This window comes from Burkholderia sp. WP9, from assembly GCF_900104795.1.
Classification (GTDB): Bacteria; Pseudomonadota; Gammaproteobacteria; order Burkholderiales; family Burkholderiaceae; genus Paraburkholderia.
Genome location: NZ_FNTG01000001.1, coordinates 3553240 through 3571774, shown reverse-complemented (window position 1 = coordinate 3571774; position 18535 = coordinate 3553240). Strand labels below are relative to the sequence as shown.

Genomic DNA, 18535 nt, shown 5'->3' with positions numbered 1-18535 from the left:
AGGCGCCAGTTCGATTGCGCGTGCTTCTGATTTTCGCGGTAATCGGGGTCGTTACACAGTCGCGCTCGTTGCCATTGCCTTCGGCGCTCGCGCTGGCACGCCGGCATGGAGCAGTACCGCTGATTCCTGTTCTGCGGGCGCGGTTCGAAAGAAACGCCGCAGGCAATGCACCGATGGACCGTTTTCATGGCGAGCTCCATAGATGTTTGAACTATGGAGCTCGAGGTAGCGTTCGGGACGGGTTGATGCTGTTCGTCAGCGACCCAAAAACTCTTTAACTAACAACAACATACGCTGTCGCTCCGGAAATTTTCAGGAACTTTGACAAAACCGTGGGAAATTTTCACGTTCGCTGAAAAACCATGTGGGCGCGTTTGTCACAGGAGATGAAAAAAGCCTTGTTTTTCAAGGGCTGAATTTTTCACTTACTTTGAGAACCTACAAAAGGCAGGTGTGGTGTGAGGGTCAAGAGTTTGATCCTCCTCCACCTCGGAACCGCAAGGAAATACAACTCACCCTTGCCGCATGAACAAAAAAGAGCTCAGCGAACGCGACATCTGCACGAAGTTCACCGCCAAGTCGATTCGGCTTGTTGCTGAAGACGGTAGCTACGTCAAGATCGGCGGCGGTGTCATGCGGATGTAGAAAAACGTCTCAATCAGGGCAAGGATAGGGATGACCAGTGCCAGGTGACGGCGGTACTCAACACCTTCCCTCCTGATCCGGGCAAGGTTTGGTACTACCGCACTGAAAGGCAACGAGGAAATGCCGTGGGACTATTGGCAGAAAAAGCTACCTGAGTTCTGGAGCAAAAACTCAATCCATATTCCGCAAGGATTCAAACCAAACCCTTGGGTTCCTGTCCCGTGGACCGACTGGCAGCTCAAGGAATACGACAACGCACCGGTTCTCGCCCACTTGCATCGGCCCATTGAGATCAATCTGAGTGACACTAACGGCCAGCCGTTGAAAAAAGCCGAGCGCATCGCAAAGATCAGGGAAGGCTGGGCGCAGGCACAGGCCACGCTGACGACGGGCGATGTCCCCTCTCGCATTTTCTACGACACTGGCAGTATGCCTGGCGCATTGCCGTTGCTCGTCCAGTCACTGCATGACAACGCGCAGCATATAGACCTCGATGACCCGAAGGACGCGTTCGATATGGCGCGACGCATCGGCGATACGGGCGTCAGTTCGCAATGGGTTCAGATCGCGATGGCGCTGATGCGTGGTTACGGTGACGGTAAAACCAGCGCGGCGATCGACATGCGCGATCCGTTACGCGCTAGCATCATCATGGTGACGCCGCCGGCTGAGGCATCGCGAAAGGCTGCTCCTCAACTATTCAGCTTTGAAGTGTCCTGATACGCGCTGACGCCGATACATCTTCAAGCGACCTTAGGTATGAGATGAGCAAGAACTTCATCGTCGTTGGGGATTCCCATAGCCACGGCGGACATGTGACGTCGGGCGCGCCGAACTCGAAAACTGGCGGGCGGCCAATCGCTCGTTTGGGTGACGCCGCAGTGTGCGAGATCCACGGCAGTACTTCGATTTCCAAGGTTTCAGGCAAAGTCATGCTCGACGGCAAGGAAGCCGCGTGTGATGGCGACGAACTCGCCTGCGGCGGTCGACTGATTGCCACTCAGGTCAACACAGGTAGCCGCTGACGGTTTGCCGCTGTCGGTGCAGATGTCGCCGACAGCGTCGCCTTGCACCCGATCTGCGCGATGCGTTATCGGTGCTGGAGGGGCGAACCAATACGCGCATCTTCCCCCACGCTGAGTGGGCCCGATTTGATCGAGAAGCTGCTGGACGAATAGCAGAAGAAAAGTCCCGCGCGCGCGTTCGATTTCGACCTGTCGTCGCTGGATCGCGCGAAGTATCCGGTGCGCGAGACGCTGTTGCAGTTTCACAAGTCGGACGCGGATTTCATCCGGCGGCTGTGCCGTCGCGTGTGGCTGCGTGATTCACGGCGGCGGGCAAGCGGGGCGCGGCCCCATCGGCCGACGGCGCCGGTGAGTCGCCGGTGCACACGCCGGTGCTTGGAGCGCCCGATGAAACTGCCGCAGTCGTCGGCCGGCACGGCGCGCTATCACCGCGACGCGGTCACCGAAGCGCGCGATTCGATCACACTGTGGTCGGCCTCGCGTCAGCTCCTGCCGGGCAACGTGCAGCGCGCGAGCTGGGACTACAAGAGCGCGTCGGTGAACGTCGATGCCATCCCAGCAACGTCGAGAATTTAGGCGCACGCAACCATTGATGAACGTCGAGATTTCGCTGTCCCCGCCGGCTCCTCGCATGCGTGCCATTGCTTCAGTCCGATCGCAACGGCCGTCGGTGTTCCATCTTTCATGAAGCCGCATGGCAAGCAGTGGATACGCTTCGAGTTTGTCGGCAGTTGGAATTGAGTATGACGTCCTAGTTGCGCTAACCCGGCGCGCGAAAGTTCTTAGTCTTGGTAATCGGAATACTTTCGCGAATCGCCACGGACTTTTTCGGCGGGATACTTGACCCCATTGATACCCATTTTTTCCAAACAGGCTTGATAGAGCTCGACATCAAGCTTGTCTGCTAGGCGGACGAGGTAGAGCAATACGTCCGCCATTTCGTGACGAATGGCGGTTTGCTTGCCGTCGTCCAGTTCGCTCTTGTGCCCGGTGGTCAGCCACTGAAACGGCTCCAGTAGCTCACTCGCCTCGACGCTTAGAGCTGTCGCTAGATTCTTTGGCGTGTGAAATTTGTCCCAGTCGCGTTCATCCGCGAACTGACGAACGAGGTCGCGCAAGCTAGCAAGGTCACTTTGCATTTCAAAGTCTCTTCGGGGTGGTGGCTTCCCCAGACGGCTGAGCAGCGCCGACGGGACGGTGAACCCAGTCTACCGCGCTTACCTTAGCCCACCCGTAGGCTGAGAAGAAATTAGCGTGCAACCACACTCACATGCATCGCTGTGTTGCGCGACTTCCAAGCCTTTGTCACGAGCTTTCGACGTGGCATGGGCAATGTGGTTATCCCCGTGTTTGGGAAAGGACACAGGGTCTCCGATTCTCACGACGGGCCGCCTCATGACAAAACAGTTCGCCTATCCACCCAGCACTTCGCCATTCGAACTGGTACGGTCACCGACCCTTCTGACGCTCCGCATCAGTTGAGTCGATATCCGATGTCATCGACTACCGTTCTCGCGCGCTGAATCGGCTTCATCAATCAATCGGCAAACATCCCTTCCGTCAGTTTCACCGGCTCGCCATCGACAGAAAACTTGTACTGCATGACGTTCTTGTTCTCCAACGTGGAAAAGGAGATTGCCACGCCGCTAGTCGAAAATTTCCTATCAACCTCTTCGCCTGCGATTTTTCCCGAAACAATAGCGGCAGAATACGGCGACAGAGCAGGGGGCATGCTCAAGTCTTTCACCAATTTGCGCATCTTCGGATTTTGCGCTGACTGATCGACAAGGCTCGCTTCGTAGATATATTTCCAGCCGGTGATCTTCTTGAGGTGATCCGCCATGTCGTCATCCCACTCATATTTTCTCAGCAACTCCGCCAGTGCGATAGACGAATTCCTGCTGACTTTCACGCAGCAGAGCACACTGTTCTTTGTGCCGGCATCCACCAACCCGCTGAATACCGTATCGTCGGCAATTTTTTGATCGACGAAAACAATATTGTGGCGCGCCGCATTGGGTCCGCCGTTTCGCATAATTCTCCCTATTAATGACCCGTGTCAGACCAATGCATGTTTTCGTGGGGATGATAAGTCACCCCATAGCCGTCTCCAACGTGCTTCAGGTCGGCAAATGACCGAACCTCGACGGCATGGCCTGCCGTATCTTTGACCCGCTTGCCCAAGTTCCGCGTGTTATTCAGACGGACCGCCGCGCCATAGTTATGGCGAGGCGCTACACTGGCGGCCGGATACGGAGTTGTACTCGATTCACTAGTCGCCGCGCGACCGGTGCTGGCCGTCGCCGCAACTTGTGGCGGTGACGCTGGAAGGTTATTTCCGGCAGCGTTGTTCACCGCCGTAGTTATGGCATGCACGGCAGAGCCAGTAGCGGATTTAGCGCCGGTGACTGGTGTATGTGATCGATCGACTGGTTGAGATTGGGCATAGAGTTAGCGCCGGCGACATTGCGGATGCGCAGACTGAGCCCCTTATGCGCGATCTCGTGGGCGAGGCCTGTATTGAAGGCTAGAGTTCGCCTCGTCCGCTAAATCTCCGTCCGACCTACAGTTCGGCATACAACGGCAATAAATCCTGATCGACCAACCGCAGTTCAATCGCATTCGCGACCGCCACATGCTCCTCCTTCGCCGCTGAAAACGGTTCATCGACGACACTGACCACAATCGTCCCTTTCTGCAACTCGCCATCCATCACAGGAATGAGGGAAGCGGCTTCCGGCACTTGCCGTGACGTGAGAACACGCGGCAAATAAAGCATCCAACCGGCACCCGGTCGTTTTTCAAAGACCTTGTGTTCCGAGGCGTATATAAAGGACCCCACTTCAATGCTCAGTGCTGGCCAGATACGCGTCGCTTCGCTGACGATATACGCCACGACTTCAAGCCTTGTCATCTCCGTAACGCCTTTGGTTTGCAAGCTCAAGGTGCACAGACCACTCACCGATAAATGGTCCGTGAAAACCGCGCCTCCGTTACCTTCGATTCCATTCCAGGCACCAAACGAGCGCACCCCCGGGCAGCCCTGCTTCTCGGCCTTGGCCATCGCAATTACGGCCGTGGTCGGCCCTGACGCATTGAAGGCACGATTGCGGAGTGAAGCCTTTACGCTTGTCGCCGGCGGATACCAACCGTCGATCGGCAAATTCGCGCGTTGCAACACGCTTGCGAACTCCCACAACCAGGCGCATTCGGTTTCGATGGCGGGCAACACCGGCTCCGGCAGACGAAATGCCAATTCAAGGTTCAGACTGAACTTCATGGTATCGGCCAATTTCATCCGAGCTAAAGTTCGGTGAATAAGGGCAGCAAGTCTTGATCGACCAATCGCTCTTCAATTGAGTTGGCGATCTTCACATGTTCCGGATTTGAAGCGGAGAAAGGCTCATCGACAACACTGACGATGAGGGTGCCTATCCGCTGCTTACCATCCATGACCGGAATCAGGTCGCGAGCCTCAGGCACTTGCTGCGCGGTGAAAACTCTCGGCAAATAAAGCATCCAACCGGCGCCGGGTCGTTTTTCGAAGACCTGCTGCTGCGAAAAATACTTGAATGGCCCGACCTGAACGCTCGACGCGGACCAGATGCGCGCCGCTTCCAAAACAACGTCCGCGACCAGGGTTGCCTGCTGAAATCCGACAATGCCTTTCATCTGGAAGGTCACCGAGCACACACTATCAATGCCTTGCGAGTCGGAAAAAGCAGCTCCACCGTCTCCCTCTAAGCCATTCCATACCCCGAGCGACCTGACTCTAGTGCCATTGGATAAAGCGGAATTCTTGGCCATGGCAATCGCCGCTCTGGTCGGTCCATTGGCATCGAAGGCAGCGTTTAGCAGCGACGCTCTTTCCGTATCCGCCGCTGGATACCATTTCTCCACGGGTAAGCCGGCTCGCGTCAGAACGTTCGCAAACTGCCAAAGTCGGTCGTACTCCGACTCGATGGTCGGCAATTGCAGGGCAGCTACGCGATAGGTGACATCAATGTTCAAATGAAAGGCCATGTTCGTCAACGTTCAGTGCTCGTACTCATTAAAGTGGCTTCAATTCTGTGTTGACCAGCGGCGCGGTGGTGCGAAAACTGCGCGTGAAGTACCGATAGCTCAGCGGCTGCATAAAATACCAATGCAACAGCGCCGGTGTATTGGCCGCCGCAACGACGTTTTGTTCTCTCGCCTGGTTGCGCATTTTTTCAACACCAGAAATCAGGAAGAATCGCTTTGGATTACCCGTCTCCGGATCAAAAAACTGATCATAATTCGCCTTTGCCTCTTCCAGCTGACACAGCGACGCACGAAACCCATCGAAGTCGAGCCCGCTGAAACTCCACTCCGTATTCGGCGCGAAGCCTGTCACCTGCGCCTGATATGTGCGCGAGGTGGCTGACATATTCCAGTTACGCGTCACGAGGTTACCCGCATCCGGTGGACACTTGTTGCACGCTTCGTCTGTCTTCGGCATGGTTCGCGCGACCGGTTGGGTCTTGCTCTTGTCTTGCGCCTGATCGCCGGATAGCGACAGGATTCCCGCCGCAGCGGTCCCGCCTAGCAAAGCGGGGAATGCTTCGGCAAGCAATGCGCCCGCTCCTTCGACGAGCGGAATTGCCAACACAGCCATCACCGCGTCTCCCTATCCCTATCAATCAACTTCCGCCGCGTCACCGCCAGCAGATCCTCGAAACGCTCCTCAACCGGTCGTCCTGGCTTCGCAAGCCAGGCCGCGATCCCCGGCTTGCGATAAAACTCCGGCACATCCGCTTCGATATAAAGAAACTCCACCAGCTCCTTGTCCTGCTGAAACCCCATGCGCTTAGCGTCCCCATACGCCCGCATCAGGCGGTCGAGCAAGGTCGGATCGCTGGCATAGCGGGGGGCGTCGTGCACGATATCGTCACGAATCGTCGCGACAAAATTGCGTTCGTCGCTTGCGCACAAAGCGGCCCATTGGTCTGCGGTCAGTTCAAGCATGGTGAGAGACGTGAAAGCGTTTGCCTTCCGCAAGGCCGTGCCACTCGTCCACATCGCCGAAATAAGCGCGACGTCTTTCGGTGTCGAGCGCATTGAAGAGCGGCACGAAAACACGCGGATCCCAAAACCGGAGCAACGCAATCTTGCCATTCGGCAGTTTGCTATTGAGCTTGCGTTGCAGTGTCCGCACGAGCGACTCGATATCCTGCGTGCTGAATAACCACATCACACCAGGCCGCGCCGTTTCCAGTTCATCGAGTGAAGCAACCACGTCGGCATCGGGTTGCGCGATGTCTACAAGCCAAGGTCCAGCGGACGCCAATGGCTCGTCTTCTGTCCCGGCGAAAAGCGAGTGCACAGTGCCCCAGCGGCGCCGCAAACTCCGGCCGAAATGCTGCTCATACTGCAGGCCATCGACCAGCGCATACGCACGCAGCGCCGGGGCATCCGCGCGCAAACGCTCCAGCCGTTTAGCGAGAGTCGCCGGGATCATGAGCGCACGACTGTGGAAGCGCCCGTTTCTGCGGCATGAGCGAGGCACTCGCGACACAACGTCGGCGCGACTGTGGACTCCGCCGCCGCGGCCGTCGTGCCCTGCATCGACGCAGGTACATTGCCGATGGTCTCGGATTGCGCGGCGATCAACACCGCACCGCACGAGGTCTTGTCGCCATGAAAAGCGAGCGGCACACCTTCCACGGTCATCGCCGGATTCTGTGATGTCACAATCGGAAACGTGCCGTCGCATTTCGGACAATGGACGAGGTCGCCGAGCCGGGCGGCGCGCCGTCCGCTGTCGCCAACGCCGATGGTCGCCGAGGCGGAAACGATCTTGCCGCCGTGCGACGTGCTATCGCCTTCACATGCGATCGAAGTCATAGGTCACCTGCCATCAATCTCGAATCTCGAATCACGTTCAAAGCTAGGTCCGTTTGCTGTGGCGCCCACCGCTGAAGTCGACAGTGCTGACAAAGAACACACCAACGGCGAAGAACGGCAAGCCGATGACAACGAGGATGGCAGGCAGTCCCCAGTGCTCCCAGAAGCTGTCGATCATCGCGCGATCGGGCGAATTCGCATCGTACAGAACACTGACCTCGTCACCGCTGCCGAGATCGTTATGCGATGACGACGACCCCTGCGCAAAGGTGACTTCTTTCCCCGTCGCGGTTTTGAACGCGACAATCGCCGAGTACATGTGCGAGCGCGGCCGATAAGGCCGTTCGGCTTCCTGGACTTCGACGACTTTGCCAGTCGTGCGCGTATAGCTTCCAATGATCTGCCGTTCGTGCATTGCCGAAGCGGCAGCGCCCAGCAGAAATCCCGCGCCGATGACAATCGGAATCAGGCAGATCAGTAGATTCTGTCGGCCGCGTTTGCGCCTCCCCTGCGAGTACGACGAAGGCGCCACATGTTTAACCTTGCCGCGCTCGATTACGAACATCACCGCGCCAATCGCTGAAAACACCACGCTGAGCAACATCACCACACCGACAGGAAACCAGCGCTGCCCAAAGTCGTCGATGATCGCCGAGCGTGCGGGGTTCGCGGGGTCGTAGAACACGCGCAACGTTTGGCCGATATCGTAGGCCGGCTGTGTCGACGACGTCTGGCCCGTGATCTGTTCGCGCTCGCCGAGTGCGGTCGTGAAGACGATCACGGGTTGATACGAACGCCAGCTCCGGCCGCCCTGGTCGTAACTCACCACGGTTCCTTCGGCGACCGTCATGCGATGCGTGGCGATCAGCGAAGACACGAGCCAGCACAGCGAAAAAAGCAGCGCGCCGAGACTGAGCGTCAGGATGACGAGCGTGCTCCAACTGTGCCGCGACGGGGCAGCAGGTGAATTCATCATGAGTGGCCGGTTGGAGCGTGCGTGAGCATCTCACTGACCCGCTGGCGAAGACTGGTTGAGCACGCATCGAAACCCGAGATCGGCCTTCGCGGTATCGGGTGCGAGGCCCGTGCGGTCGATGACGAGTCGCGTGCGGCTATCGGTTGCGTACCGGACGCTGCGCAGGCTGCCTCGCACCGGACCTCGCGGGTCGTGCGACGCCGCGTGGCTATAGTAGTTCTTGTCGAACCAGTCATAAGTCCATTCCTTGCCGCGGCCGAACACGTCCGACACGCCCAGCCGATTGTCGCCATACGTGCCTACCGGCCGGCTAACCAGCGGCTCCGGGCTGGTGCCGTTCTCTTCCATTTTGTCGATGATGTTGTCGAGCTGTTCGAGGTTGTATTTGCCGTCGACAACCGGCACCGCGGCGCTGGGAATCACCCACAACTCGCCGCGCGAACGTGCTGCATATTCCCACTGCGCCTCAGTCGGCAAATCGAACGGCAGACTCACGAGCTTGCCGACCCATGCGCAGAAATCGCGCGACTGTTGCCACGTGATATGCGCTACGGGATAGTCGGGAAAACGGAACTCCAGGTCTTCGTGTTTGCTGATCGCGATCGGCGGCAAGCCATTGGCGCGCGTGTAAAGGTCGTAGTCGGCGTAAGTCACGCGATGCTTCAGAATCGAGTAGCTGTCGAGCGTCACGTTGTGTGCGGGCGCGGCGCCGTCGTTGGCGGAGTAGGGCAGTCTTTCCTGCGACTTTTCCGGACCGAAATCGCCCATCAGGAACTGGCCGCCTTTGACGAAGACCAGTTCGCGATGCACCTTGTCCTTGAATCTGGCGAGTTCGTCGTTAGAAGGCGGCGGCAACGACTTGAAGTAATCCTGCAAGATGCGCATGGTATCGTCGTACGGCTTACCGGTTCCCCAGTTCAGCACTGCGCTGAGATGTTCCCACGTGTCCTTCTTCGGTGACGGTGTCGTAATCTCGCGGATTAATCGATCTTTGTCAGCGGGTGCGTTCACGTCGACTTTCTGCGCAAAAACGCTGCCCGACAACAGCAACGATATTCCAGCAACCAATAGCGCCCGTGATTTCTCTTGAGCCAGGCGAGACCGATAACTCATGCAGCACCACTCCTATATTCTCTATTGAACCGATGTCGCCGCTCAAGCCATCTGGGAGCCGTCGCCCGCAGTCGTTTTTGGATCCATCCAGGCGACCGCGGTTCCTTGCTGCATCTGGTACGCGGCCGAATCGTTGAAGACGAAGCCGAAACCCGGCGCCGGGTCGACACGTATACGGCTTTCCACCATCGCCAGTTGGCTCGTGCCCACTAACTGTCCGATCTCATTGCGCGCAACTTGTGCATTGCCCTTAACCGCAATTTCCGACGAGGTGAACTGGTAGACGTTCTCCAGTTCGTTCCGTATCTGGGCGGAGGCAAGAATACGGCTGATCGCATCGGTCGCTTCCAGCCGCAATTCGTCGAATCGGTCAGCGATGGACTTTAAGGCTGCGCTGATCAAGCCGCGTAAACACGACAGGTTGCGACCAAGGCATGTGTAATCTTTCGAGATCGCGAATGACGGCCGTAAAAGCGGGCATTCCGTGTCACGTTACGCCCCTCGAGGGGCTCTGCGCGGGCTATTTGCCCGTCTTTGGCCCTTTACGGGCGCACCTGTGCCGTCGCGCGACCTCGCCACATGTACAGATTGGCCAGCGCGAGTGCAACGAAGGCGCGATTGGCGTTCTTCGCCAGACCGCGATAGCGAACCTTCGTGAAGCCCCACAACCGCTTCACGACCGCGAACACATGCTCGACCCGGGCACGGATCTTCGACTTGTTGCGATTCTTGCGGCGCGCCACCTCGTCGACGATGCCCTTGCGGCGCGTGCGCTTGTTGGTGAAGTCGCGCGCCTTCGGTGCCTTGCCATGGATCAGCGCTTTCTGACTCGCGTATGCGCTGTCGCCGTACACGCGTTGCTCCTCACCGTGCAGCAACTGTGGCAGCGGATACTTGTCATGCACGTTCGCCGCCGTTACGACTGCGCTATGAGCAAGCCCGCTCTGACTGTCCACGCCGATATGGAGCTTCATGCCGAAATGCCACTGCTTGCCTTTGCGTGTCTGATGCATTTCGGGGTCACGCGCCTTGTCCTTGTTCTTCGTCGACGAGGGTGCACCGATCAGTGTGGCATCGACAATCGTGCCGCTCTTGAGCTTTGCTCCCCGCGCCTGCAGCACCTGACCCACTTCCGCGAAGATCCGCTCGCCCAGCTTGTGCTCTTCCAGCAGATGCCGGAATTTGAGCAGCGTGGTCGCGTCCGGAACCGTTTCGCTGCCAAGGTCGATCCCAACGAAACGGCGCAGGCTGAGACTGTCGTACAGCGCCTCTTCGCACGCAAGGTCCGCAAGGTTGAACCAGTGCTGCACAAAGTGAATCCGCAGCATGCGCTCCAGCACGATCGGCGGGCGGCCATTGCCACGTTTCGGATAGAACGGCTCGACCACTGCGCACAGTTGCGCCCAAGGCACGATCCTGTTCATCTCATCAAGAAACGCTTCACGTCGCGTTGGTTTGCGCTGCGCCCCGAACCCCGCGCATTGATCGACAGCCATCGCCAGTGTCAGTTGATTCATCATTTTTCGCTTTCGCCGTTGCATGCTCACGCTATAACGCGTGACCGTCATGAACGGTGGACTTATTCAGCTTTGCCTTAACGCATAAACGATATAGCCCTTTACCTCCGCAAGACTGTTCAGCAGCGAGTCGTGCGCATTCCTGATTGCGTTGAGGAATGCCCGGGGCTGGGTACGGATAAAGTCGGTCAGCTCGGTTCTCATTTCGTCGAACTGTTTGCCGACGTAGGCGCCGATCTCCTTACCCTTGGCAATCGCCAACGTGTACATCGCCACGAACGTCTTGAAGGCATCCTTGGCGAAGTACTGAAGGTTTTTGTCGCCAGCATAGGCGATCTGGGTTTTGGCCCACCAGGCGAACTCGGCCATGTTGACGACGTCGACCGCAGCTTCCACTTCGCCCTTCAAACCAACACCGACGCATAAGCCCGCCCTCATCAGAATGCGAAACTTGTCGTTATAGGTAATGTGGAACGCGGCCTGCGCGCCGGCGCCGGCCTGGCCGCTCACGCCCGGCTTGACGGACGCGAACGAGGTCCATTTGACCTTTTCCTGGGGGCGTCGCCATTCGAATGCTCCCTCCACGGAGGCCTCCGCCTCGACGCCGGCGAAGGCCTTCAGATCACCGCCCGCGTCAACCTTGACTTCGACCTTTGTGACATCGAGTTTGGGCTGCTGCATTTGCGCCGCGCTGCGAGTAGCACGGGTACCTTTAACCTTCTGCGTCTTACCGTCGCGGCCGAGTTTGAATTCGACCCCGCCTTCCGCGAGGAGGCTGGCGCCGCAAGAAGCTTCCGCCTTTGCCGCGAGCGAGATCCTGAAGAAGCCTAGGGTGGTGTCGGGCGTGCTCTTCCACGAGATCGCGCCGCTCTGGCTCTCGGTCGGTGCCGGTATCCACAGTTCAAGCCCGGATTTCCACGGCAGATAAAGCGTGGCTTTGATGTTTCCGTCAGCCAGCACTCCGCCGACTTCACCCTTCGCTTTCGCCGATGCAGCGACTTCGCCGCGCAGGTGCAGAAGGTCGTCGAACGACTTGATGGTGCTTTCCGCTTTGGCGCTCGCGCCAGCGCCGGCGAACAGCCGCAGGATCTGAGTGCCACCGGAGAACTCGCACATTGCGTTGGGATCGTCCGGCGATTTGAATTTGGCGGCCTTGTTGAACGCCTCTGCAAACTCAGGTGCCCACTCGCGACCCCAAGGCGGTGTCTTCCATTCGTGGAGCTTCGCTTTCTTGAACGCTTCGTCGAGCTTCTCCTGGATCTTCTCGTGATCCAGCTTATAGTTGCCCGTCGTCGCGTCCTTGACGAGAAAGGATTTGAGTTGGGGCTTGTCGGAGTCCAGCTTGTAGCGTCGAAAATGGTTCTTCACCTTCGACGACCGCACGTATGTGAAGCGCTGACCGCTGTACTTGTCTTTGCCGGCCGCTGTCTTGCGCAAGGGCAAAAGCTCCCATACGCCATCCTTGTTAAAGGCAGGCGTCTCCTCGAGTTGCTCGTGAACTTCCGCGGTGGCGGCTTCTTCTTTCTTGATCGCTTCTTTCAGGTTCGCTTCGAGCTGCGGACGCAACGCCACATTTGCCTGTTGCTCCAGCCAGGCAGCGTGCGCGACGCCCAGTGCTTGCCGCGCCTCGATCAGGTTCTCGGATAGCCGACTCATCAGCGCAATCTCTTTCGCCACGGCATCGACGGACTCGACCGGGCATTCGAAAAGCTCGGCTGTATCCGGATAAAAAAAGAAGAGCGGCCGCTGCCTACCTTTTGCGTCGGCGGTGCTGCCTTCCTGCGCGTTCGATTGGCTTGTCCCAGCTGCGTTCTGACTATTCATGATTTGATCTCGACTCACCCGTCATGTTGTTGTCGATCCTAGGCCAGATCGTCCTCATGGAACATCTTCAACTCCTGTTCCTGAGTACCGGTGAAGACCCGCACGGTTTTGCCCTCGGCGTCGGTAATGCCGCGAGCCAGCACCTGACCATCGCCGCTTTCGATGCGGTAAGGCGCGAGCGGCATTACGTTGCCGGTGGTCTCGTCCTTCAGGATGAATTGCTGGTCGTTGACCACACTCTTGGGCAATGCCGCGGGTTGCCCGTCGTAGCGCGTCGGGCCGGTGAACGAATGTTCGGAGCCTTTGATATCCACCTGGCCGGGCGCGTGAACCTGAATGTTTCCGCCGCTGATGCGGATATAGGCGCCGCCCGACGTGAGAAGAATTTCTTTTTCCGCACTCAACTGGATGGCATCGGTGGAGGATGAAATCTTGATGCCTTTGCTCGCCAACACGTCAATGCCGTCTGTCTGCGCCTGAATCTCGAGCTTGCCGCGCGCAGCGATCAGTTTCATGCCGAGCTTGTATGCGAACAGGCTGATCTTATCGACCGCATTCGCGACGAGGCTCTTGCCGATCGCAACGTTGATATCGGTGTTCGCGGATATCGTCGCGTTCTCGCCCGCGTGGATATGGACGCTCTCCGGCGTGGTGATTCCTACGCCTTTGGGTGAAGCGAGCAACAGCACGGAATCGCTGAAGCCGTTGGCTTGCCCAGTGCCGCCCGACGTCTCCTGTCCCTGCGCGGAGGAAGCCGACAAGGCAGGCGAAGCGCTTCCGCCGTAGCTCGACTGGGTGGCATTTGTGAACGTCTTCAGCGAGTCGATCGCTTGCATATCGGCTGCGCCGTGTTGTCGCGCCGTGTCAGCCGTTGCGCTCAGCAACTGCTGGCCTGCGGTCAACTGACCCCGCGCCTCGGTGGCGTCGAGTTGCTCACCGCGCGCACCCGGACGGCCAAACGTGCTGATGTAGAGACCTTTCTGCGAGCGGATCGCGCCGTAGGCGTCGGTGGCAAGTTCGAAGCCCGTGCCGCGGAATGCGCCACGCGTGTTGTCGGTTTGCGAGACCAGATAGCCGAGATTCAACTGTGCTGCGGTTTGCGTACTGTAAAGCTGCGCGCGATTCTGACCGGTGGAATCGTCGAGCACTAGCTGGTTATACCCCGAGCCTTTATGTTCCTTTGACTTATAGCCGGACAGCTGGCCCTGCGTGTGCCACTGCGGCGAGCTTGAGGAGTTATAGACGCGACCTGTAATGAGCGGCCGGTCAGGATCGCCGTCAATGTACGTGATGATGACTTCCTGACCGATGCGCGGCACGAAGACGCCGCCCCAGTTGCTGCCGGCATTCGGGTATGACACGCGCACCCAGCAGGATGCCTTTTCGTCGCCGCTATTGATCCGGTCCCAGTGCATGCGGACTTTCACGCGATTCAACGAGTCCGTAAAGACTTCTTCACCCGAGGGACCGACGACCGTTGCGGTCTGCGTCGGCATGACGGGTTTGTGATGGTCCAACGGACTGCGAAACGGAATGCTGCGCCGCTGAGCCTCAATGGTCGCCATGAAAAAGCCGGTGCTGCCGTCGCCGCTCGGAATCAGCGCGGACGGCTGCACTGGGCCGAAATTGGCGCGCGTCGCGTTGACCTTACTCTGGAGGCTATGCGGAAAATCGGCACCGCCACGTGATACCGGGAGATTGTTCTCGATCACCCACTCTACTGCGAGCACGGCGAATTGCCGCTCTTGCTCGTTGCCGCCTGAATGATCCGGATGATCGACGAGTTCAAACCACTGCCCTGCATCGAGCCGCCGCACTGCGCCTACGCCATAGAAACGCTTTGCGCGGGACTCCCACTCCTCCATGCGGATCTTCGAAAGCGCGTCGCCACGGTCCTGCTCGCGATAAGTGTACGCACCGGAATATTCATAGACTTCCGCTTGCGAAGGCAATGAACCTTGATTGCCGACCGTCGGGATATTGGTGCCTTTCGCATAATGCGGCGATTTATAGTCGAATGTACTCGTGACAAGCGAGGTGCTTTGCAGCGTTCGGGTACCGGACCATTGAACGAGCGCGTCGGTTTCGCTGTTTGTGCCCGCCCGATAGAACGGCACCCTTTGCGGTGAAGCAGGTTTGAACGAATCCAGATTGTCCGTCACCACTAACTGGTGCGACTGTCCGTCTTTGGACTGTTCAAAATAGCTGTACCAGCCTTCGGCTTCCATCAAGCGATTGACGAAATTCCAGTCGTCTTCATATTGAACGCAGAATGACCGCGGCTGCAGCGGCTTATTTAGTGCAAAGCGAAACGCGCCTTGGGCTTGAGGATGCTGATTGAATACGTCACCAATGATTTCATCAACTGTGACGTCCTGCCAGATGCGCGCATCACTTCTGAAGCGCAGAAAATGCAACCAGCATGCAAATGCGATTTGATAGCTGGTCAACCCGCCATCCGAGCCGAGCCGGCGAGCGGTGTGAACGAAGCCGTGCACTGGGCGATACGATTTGTCGGTTTGCTGGATCCATAGCGTAACGGGCTGCGCTATAAGCCGTTTGAGTTCGATGTTTTCGTCTGTAGACGCGACATCGACGGTGAATGCGTAATCGCGGCCTATGCGGCTGTTTCCCACCACTCGCTGGACGAGCAATGCATTCGCGCCGATAGGCGTATCCAGTTTGAGCAAACGCTCATTCTGGAAAATTCCCGAACGAATTTGGTCGATTAGGTCAGCTGCGCCCATTTTTTACACCCCGTCTTGTCACGCATTGGTTCTAGCCCGCAGATTCTAAGTCTGATGATAGCGGATGGTAAACATTCCCTTTGAATGTCGCTATCCGTTCCATTTAAAGGCGACGGCGACCGGAAATAAATTCCTGTCAAATTGTTAAATTCTGAAGGTCGGAAATATTTTCTTGGGTGCTTGGGCGTTAATGTAACCGGCGCCCAGTTAGTAAGATGATTCGTGGCAATGAGCTTGTCCTCGTAGAACAAATCCCTTGCTGGACAGATAAACTCAAGCAGGGAGTTCGCGATGACCCGCAACGCAAAGCGGATAAAGACGCGCTCGAATTCAAGCTAAAATCGGTACGGCGGGTCAAAGAATAGCAAGGCATGGCGGCAGTCGTGAGGCACTCGTTGAAATAGCTTCGACAGGCCTTATCGTTCATTTTGGAAGCGACCACGATGACCAAAAAGTGGCCACGCTTACTCGCTCTCGGCACGTGGCTTCACTGCCTCCAGTTCTCTTAGCGAACGGACAGACAGTTCGGCCGAGGAAAGACGCTACACTTTGTATTCGAATTTTGAACATCCGCATGGCGCTTGTGCCCACGAAGCCGACCGGCGCTTAAGCATCTTGCAACCCGCCGATCGATCGCGCTAACCTGATGAGAAGAGAAATTAATCGCCGCAAAAACACAAGCGATCGGCGGGAGGCGTCGCAGCTGCGCTCGTATCGTGGATTCAGAAACGGGAGTTTAAAACGGCCTTTTCACTCAGACGTGAATGAAGAATATCAAGACACTTTTCTTGTTCGTGTCGACGCATTTCATAGAATGACAGTGCGGCTCGACGCGGACTGGTACGCGCCTCATTCGGGCGGTTATACCGGATCACCAGCAGAAAGCGCCCCCGGTTTACAAAAGCGATGTTCTCGTAAAGAATCGTGGTGCGACCCACCTTGCATCGATCGACATAGAAAACCGCGCGTGTCGTGAAATTCATGCTTACCAAGGCAGCCAGAGGTGCGAGGAAGACCATAAAAACATCGCCCAAACTCATGAATGGGTTCGATTGCGCAAAGACGATGTAAGACCCGACAATAATGAGAAAAATGATACCGAGAGCCGGCATTGCAAAGCGGCTGCCACGCACGATCAGTTCTGGCTCGATAGTCTGGGGTAGGCTGTTCATATAAGGAATAAGAAAGTTGAACTCGTGGAAGACATCAGGCACGGCACTTCCTTGCACTTCCACGACCCGGATAATGTAGCGATTTTTTATTCGGACAAACACGAATAGGCTGAAAGAGTATTCTGCACGACAGACCGGGCTTTGTCCGCAACAAAACGTGATATTGATTCATCGCGCATAAACTCAACAGAATCCTGCTCTGCTGCTGGCGGAATACTATTACGACGAGGGCAGCGGCCCGTCAGCGAGGTCGCTGCCAATATCTCGTTGACAGCGAGCGTCAATCGACAACGCGTGATAGGCCCTTGATACGTGGAAAGGGCGGAAGTCGAATGACGGAGCGGTGTAAAAGTGATTATTGCGGATTGCCGCGATCTTGTTGAAGGTCCGCAACCGACCGATACTGTCGAAAAAGCCGTTGACCATTGTTCTCGCTAGGTTTCGATGTCTGATGGGACGCCACGCGTCGCATTGGCGATGCCTGGAGCAGCTAGATCGGCAATCGATTTTTTAACGAGCGCTTTGACTTCGGGCGGTTGGCCCGTTTGGCCGCATGCAGGAAAAGCAAAAAGCAAGAGCGGCCAACGGCATCGCTCCGAGGATGGAGTATTTCGTGAAAGACAAACGCATGCAATGAATCTTCGAACTGATGGCAAACAGATTTGATGTTCGATCTAGCGGTTTCCAGCATAAGCAATTGCGACGATTCTTATAAGAGACGGGGTAAGGGTAGACATACCGGCGCTATCGCGGCGTCGTCGCCCAGCATGCTGATCCACAAGGGGCTGCGGCGATTGAGCGGCCTGGCAGCGTTTGGAGCAAAGGGGCGCAAAGCGACAGGAAACGGGCGTCCAGATTCCTCCGCGGCCACGCCAGTTCATGCCCGAAGAGCAGCACAGGGATGAGTTGCGCGCATTCCGATCACTATGTGTCTCCAAAGAACGCGGCCAATGCGGTAGCCGATGGGTCGTGCGATGGAATGCCGACGCCCGAAGCGCAGCGATCGTCGTAGTCGATACGAATGCCCCGCGCCTTCGCAATTGCTGTCACGATGCGCGTGTTGAAGCCGCTGAGGCTGAGCTGGCGCCCGTCGATCAGAGAAAAATCGGTGAAAATTGTGCCGCGACCGGCCACCGTGCAGGCGATCCCGGACAGAGCGCTTATCGGATAGGTGTCCGCGTGCACCGCGAAAAACGTCTTCTGCACGATGGCGACGGGGGTGACGATCGTATAAGTATTCATGCCCGGTACGGCAAGCACGAACAGTGCGAGCGTCACGCCTGTTAAACGAAGAGACAGCAAACGCCAACTCCAAGCCGGCCTCGCCCCGGTCACCGTGTGCCGCTTTCGTTTCGTACGCTTGCGGTATTGCTCCACTGAGTTGGCAAGCAGTGACGGAACGACCAGCATATAAAAGAACACCAGTACATTATTCGGCCAGACGTTGATGATGCTGTTTGAATCCAGCCGGATGTAGCGGCCCGCGGGAACGTGGATAAACATCAACCCGCCGAGCCAGCGAAGTACTTCGAGCACCGCCCACATTGACGTCAGGAACGCGCCGACCGCCCCAAAAGCCATCACCGCGAAAATCACGGTCTTCAAACGGCTTTTCCAACTGGAAGCGGTGGCTTGCTGCATGACGGGCGTT

Annotated in this window: 20 protein-coding genes; 3 read left to right on the top strand and 17 right to left on the bottom strand. The window is 57.3% G+C overall.

Features of this window, described 5'->3' with window-relative positions; all coding sequences use genetic code 11:
* The first annotated feature begins 765 nt into the window (after positions 1–765).
* From BLW71_RS15905 to BLW71_RS15895, 3 genes are all read left to right on the top strand, one after another.
* Positions 766–1365, top strand: coding sequence for a DUF2875 family protein (locus BLW71_RS15905; RefSeq protein WP_091797554.1), 600 nt, complete (start codon positions 766–768; stop codon positions 1363–1365).
* 44 nt (positions 1366–1409) lie between these two features.
* Entirely contained in the window at positions 1410–1670 is a 261-nt protein-coding gene (locus BLW71_RS15900) for a PAAR domain-containing protein (protein ID WP_091797551.1), read from the top strand.
* A 219-nt stretch (positions 1671–1889) separates the two neighbouring features.
* Positions 1890–2246, top strand: a complete 357-nt coding sequence (locus BLW71_RS15895; protein WP_286162008.1) for a contractile injection system protein, VgrG/Pvc8 family — start codon at positions 1890–1892, stop codon at positions 2244–2246.
* Positions 2247–2452: 206 nt separating this feature from the next.
* Here the strand turns inward: BLW71_RS15895 and BLW71_RS15890 are convergent, their stop codons facing one another.
* The 17 genes from BLW71_RS15890 to BLW71_RS15805 all read right to left on the bottom strand — a co-directional run bounded on the left by BLW71_RS15890 (position 2453) and on the right by BLW71_RS15805 (position 18525).
* The gene (locus BLW71_RS15890) at positions 2453–2809 is read right to left on the bottom strand and encodes a nucleotide pyrophosphohydrolase (protein WP_091797545.1); all 357 of its coding nucleotides are present in this window, start codon (positions 2807–2809) and stop codon (positions 2453–2455) included.
* A gap of 78 nt (positions 2810–2887) precedes the next feature.
* The gene (locus BLW71_RS15885; protein WP_286162007.1) at positions 2888–3067 is read right to left on the bottom strand and encodes a PAAR domain-containing protein; all 180 of its coding nucleotides are present in this window, start codon (positions 3065–3067) and stop codon (positions 2888–2890) included.
* A 140-nt stretch (positions 3068–3207) separates the two neighbouring features.
* The gene (locus tag BLW71_RS15880) at positions 3208–3705 is read right to left on the bottom strand and encodes a hypothetical protein (protein WP_091797542.1); all 498 of its coding nucleotides are present in this window, start codon (positions 3703–3705) and stop codon (positions 3208–3210) included.
* A 528-nt stretch (positions 3706–4233) separates the two neighbouring features.
* Positions 4234–4968, bottom strand: a complete 735-nt coding sequence (locus tag BLW71_RS15875; protein WP_091797540.1) for an Imm52 family immunity protein — start codon at positions 4966–4968, stop codon at positions 4234–4236.
* 5 nt (positions 4969–4973) lie between these two features.
* Positions 4974–5693, bottom strand: a complete 720-nt coding sequence (locus BLW71_RS15870; RefSeq protein ID WP_091797537.1) for an immunity 52 family protein — start codon at positions 5691–5693, stop codon at positions 4974–4976.
* A gap of 28 nt (positions 5694–5721) precedes the next feature.
* Positions 5722–6306, bottom strand: a complete 585-nt coding sequence (locus BLW71_RS15865) for a restriction endonuclease fold toxin 5 domain-containing protein (protein ID WP_091797534.1) — start codon at positions 6304–6306, stop codon at positions 5722–5724.
* Entirely contained in the window at positions 6306–6656 is a 351-nt protein-coding gene (locus tag BLW71_RS15860; protein ID WP_091797531.1) for a hypothetical protein, read from the bottom strand. The genes BLW71_RS15865 and BLW71_RS15860 overlap by 1 nt, the downstream gene beginning before the upstream one ends.
* Positions 6649–7149 carry a DUF4123 domain-containing protein gene (locus BLW71_RS15855; protein WP_177205045.1) on the bottom strand — a complete coding sequence of 167 codons (501 nt, stop codon included), beginning with the start codon at positions 7147–7149 and terminating at the stop codon, positions 6649–6651. Before BLW71_RS15855 ends, BLW71_RS15860 begins: the two co-directional genes overlap by 8 nt.
* The gene (locus tag BLW71_RS15850; protein ID WP_091797528.1) at positions 7146–7535 is read right to left on the bottom strand and encodes a PAAR domain-containing protein; all 390 of its coding nucleotides are present in this window, start codon (positions 7533–7535) and stop codon (positions 7146–7148) included. The genes BLW71_RS15855 and BLW71_RS15850 overlap by 4 nt, the downstream gene beginning before the upstream one ends.
* A 43-nt stretch (positions 7536–7578) precedes the next feature.
* Complete coding sequence (locus tag BLW71_RS15845; RefSeq protein ID WP_091797525.1) at positions 7579–8511, bottom strand: DUF3592 domain-containing protein; 933 nt, start codon at positions 8509–8511, stop codon at positions 7579–7581.
* A gap of 30 nt (positions 8512–8541) precedes the next feature.
* Positions 8542–9624 carry a formylglycine-generating enzyme family protein gene (locus BLW71_RS15840; protein WP_091797522.1) on the bottom strand — a complete coding sequence of 361 codons (1083 nt, stop codon included), beginning with the start codon at positions 9622–9624 and terminating at the stop codon, positions 8542–8544.
* 42 nt (positions 9625–9666) lie between these two features.
* Positions 9667–10026, bottom strand: coding sequence for a hypothetical protein (locus tag BLW71_RS15835; RefSeq protein WP_143048354.1), 360 nt, complete (start codon positions 10024–10026; stop codon positions 9667–9669).
* 140 nt (positions 10027–10166) lie between these two features.
* Complete coding sequence (locus tag BLW71_RS15830) at positions 10167–11141, bottom strand: IS5 family transposase (RefSeq protein ID WP_091800817.1); 975 nt, start codon at positions 11139–11141, stop codon at positions 10167–10169.
* 66 nt (positions 11142–11207) lie between these two features.
* The gene (locus tag BLW71_RS15825; protein ID WP_143048353.1) at positions 11208–12818 is read right to left on the bottom strand and encodes a hypothetical protein; all 1611 of its coding nucleotides are present in this window, start codon (positions 12816–12818) and stop codon (positions 11208–11210) included.
* 185 nt (positions 12819–13003) lie between these two features.
* Positions 13004–15655, bottom strand: coding sequence for a type VI secretion system Vgr family protein (locus tag BLW71_RS15820; RefSeq protein ID WP_286162006.1), 2652 nt, complete (start codon positions 15653–15655; stop codon positions 13004–13006).
* A 779-nt stretch (positions 15656–16434) separates the two neighbouring features.
* Positions 16435–16926, bottom strand: coding sequence for a hypothetical protein (locus BLW71_RS15815; RefSeq protein ID WP_091797509.1), 492 nt, complete (start codon positions 16924–16926; stop codon positions 16435–16437).
* A gap of 882 nt (positions 16927–17808) precedes the next feature.
* Positions 17809–18525: a hypothetical protein gene (locus tag BLW71_RS15805; RefSeq protein ID WP_091797503.1), complete on the bottom strand. Its 717-nt coding sequence runs from the start codon at positions 18523–18525 to the stop codon at positions 17809–17811.
* Positions 18526–18535: the final 10 nt, after the last annotated feature.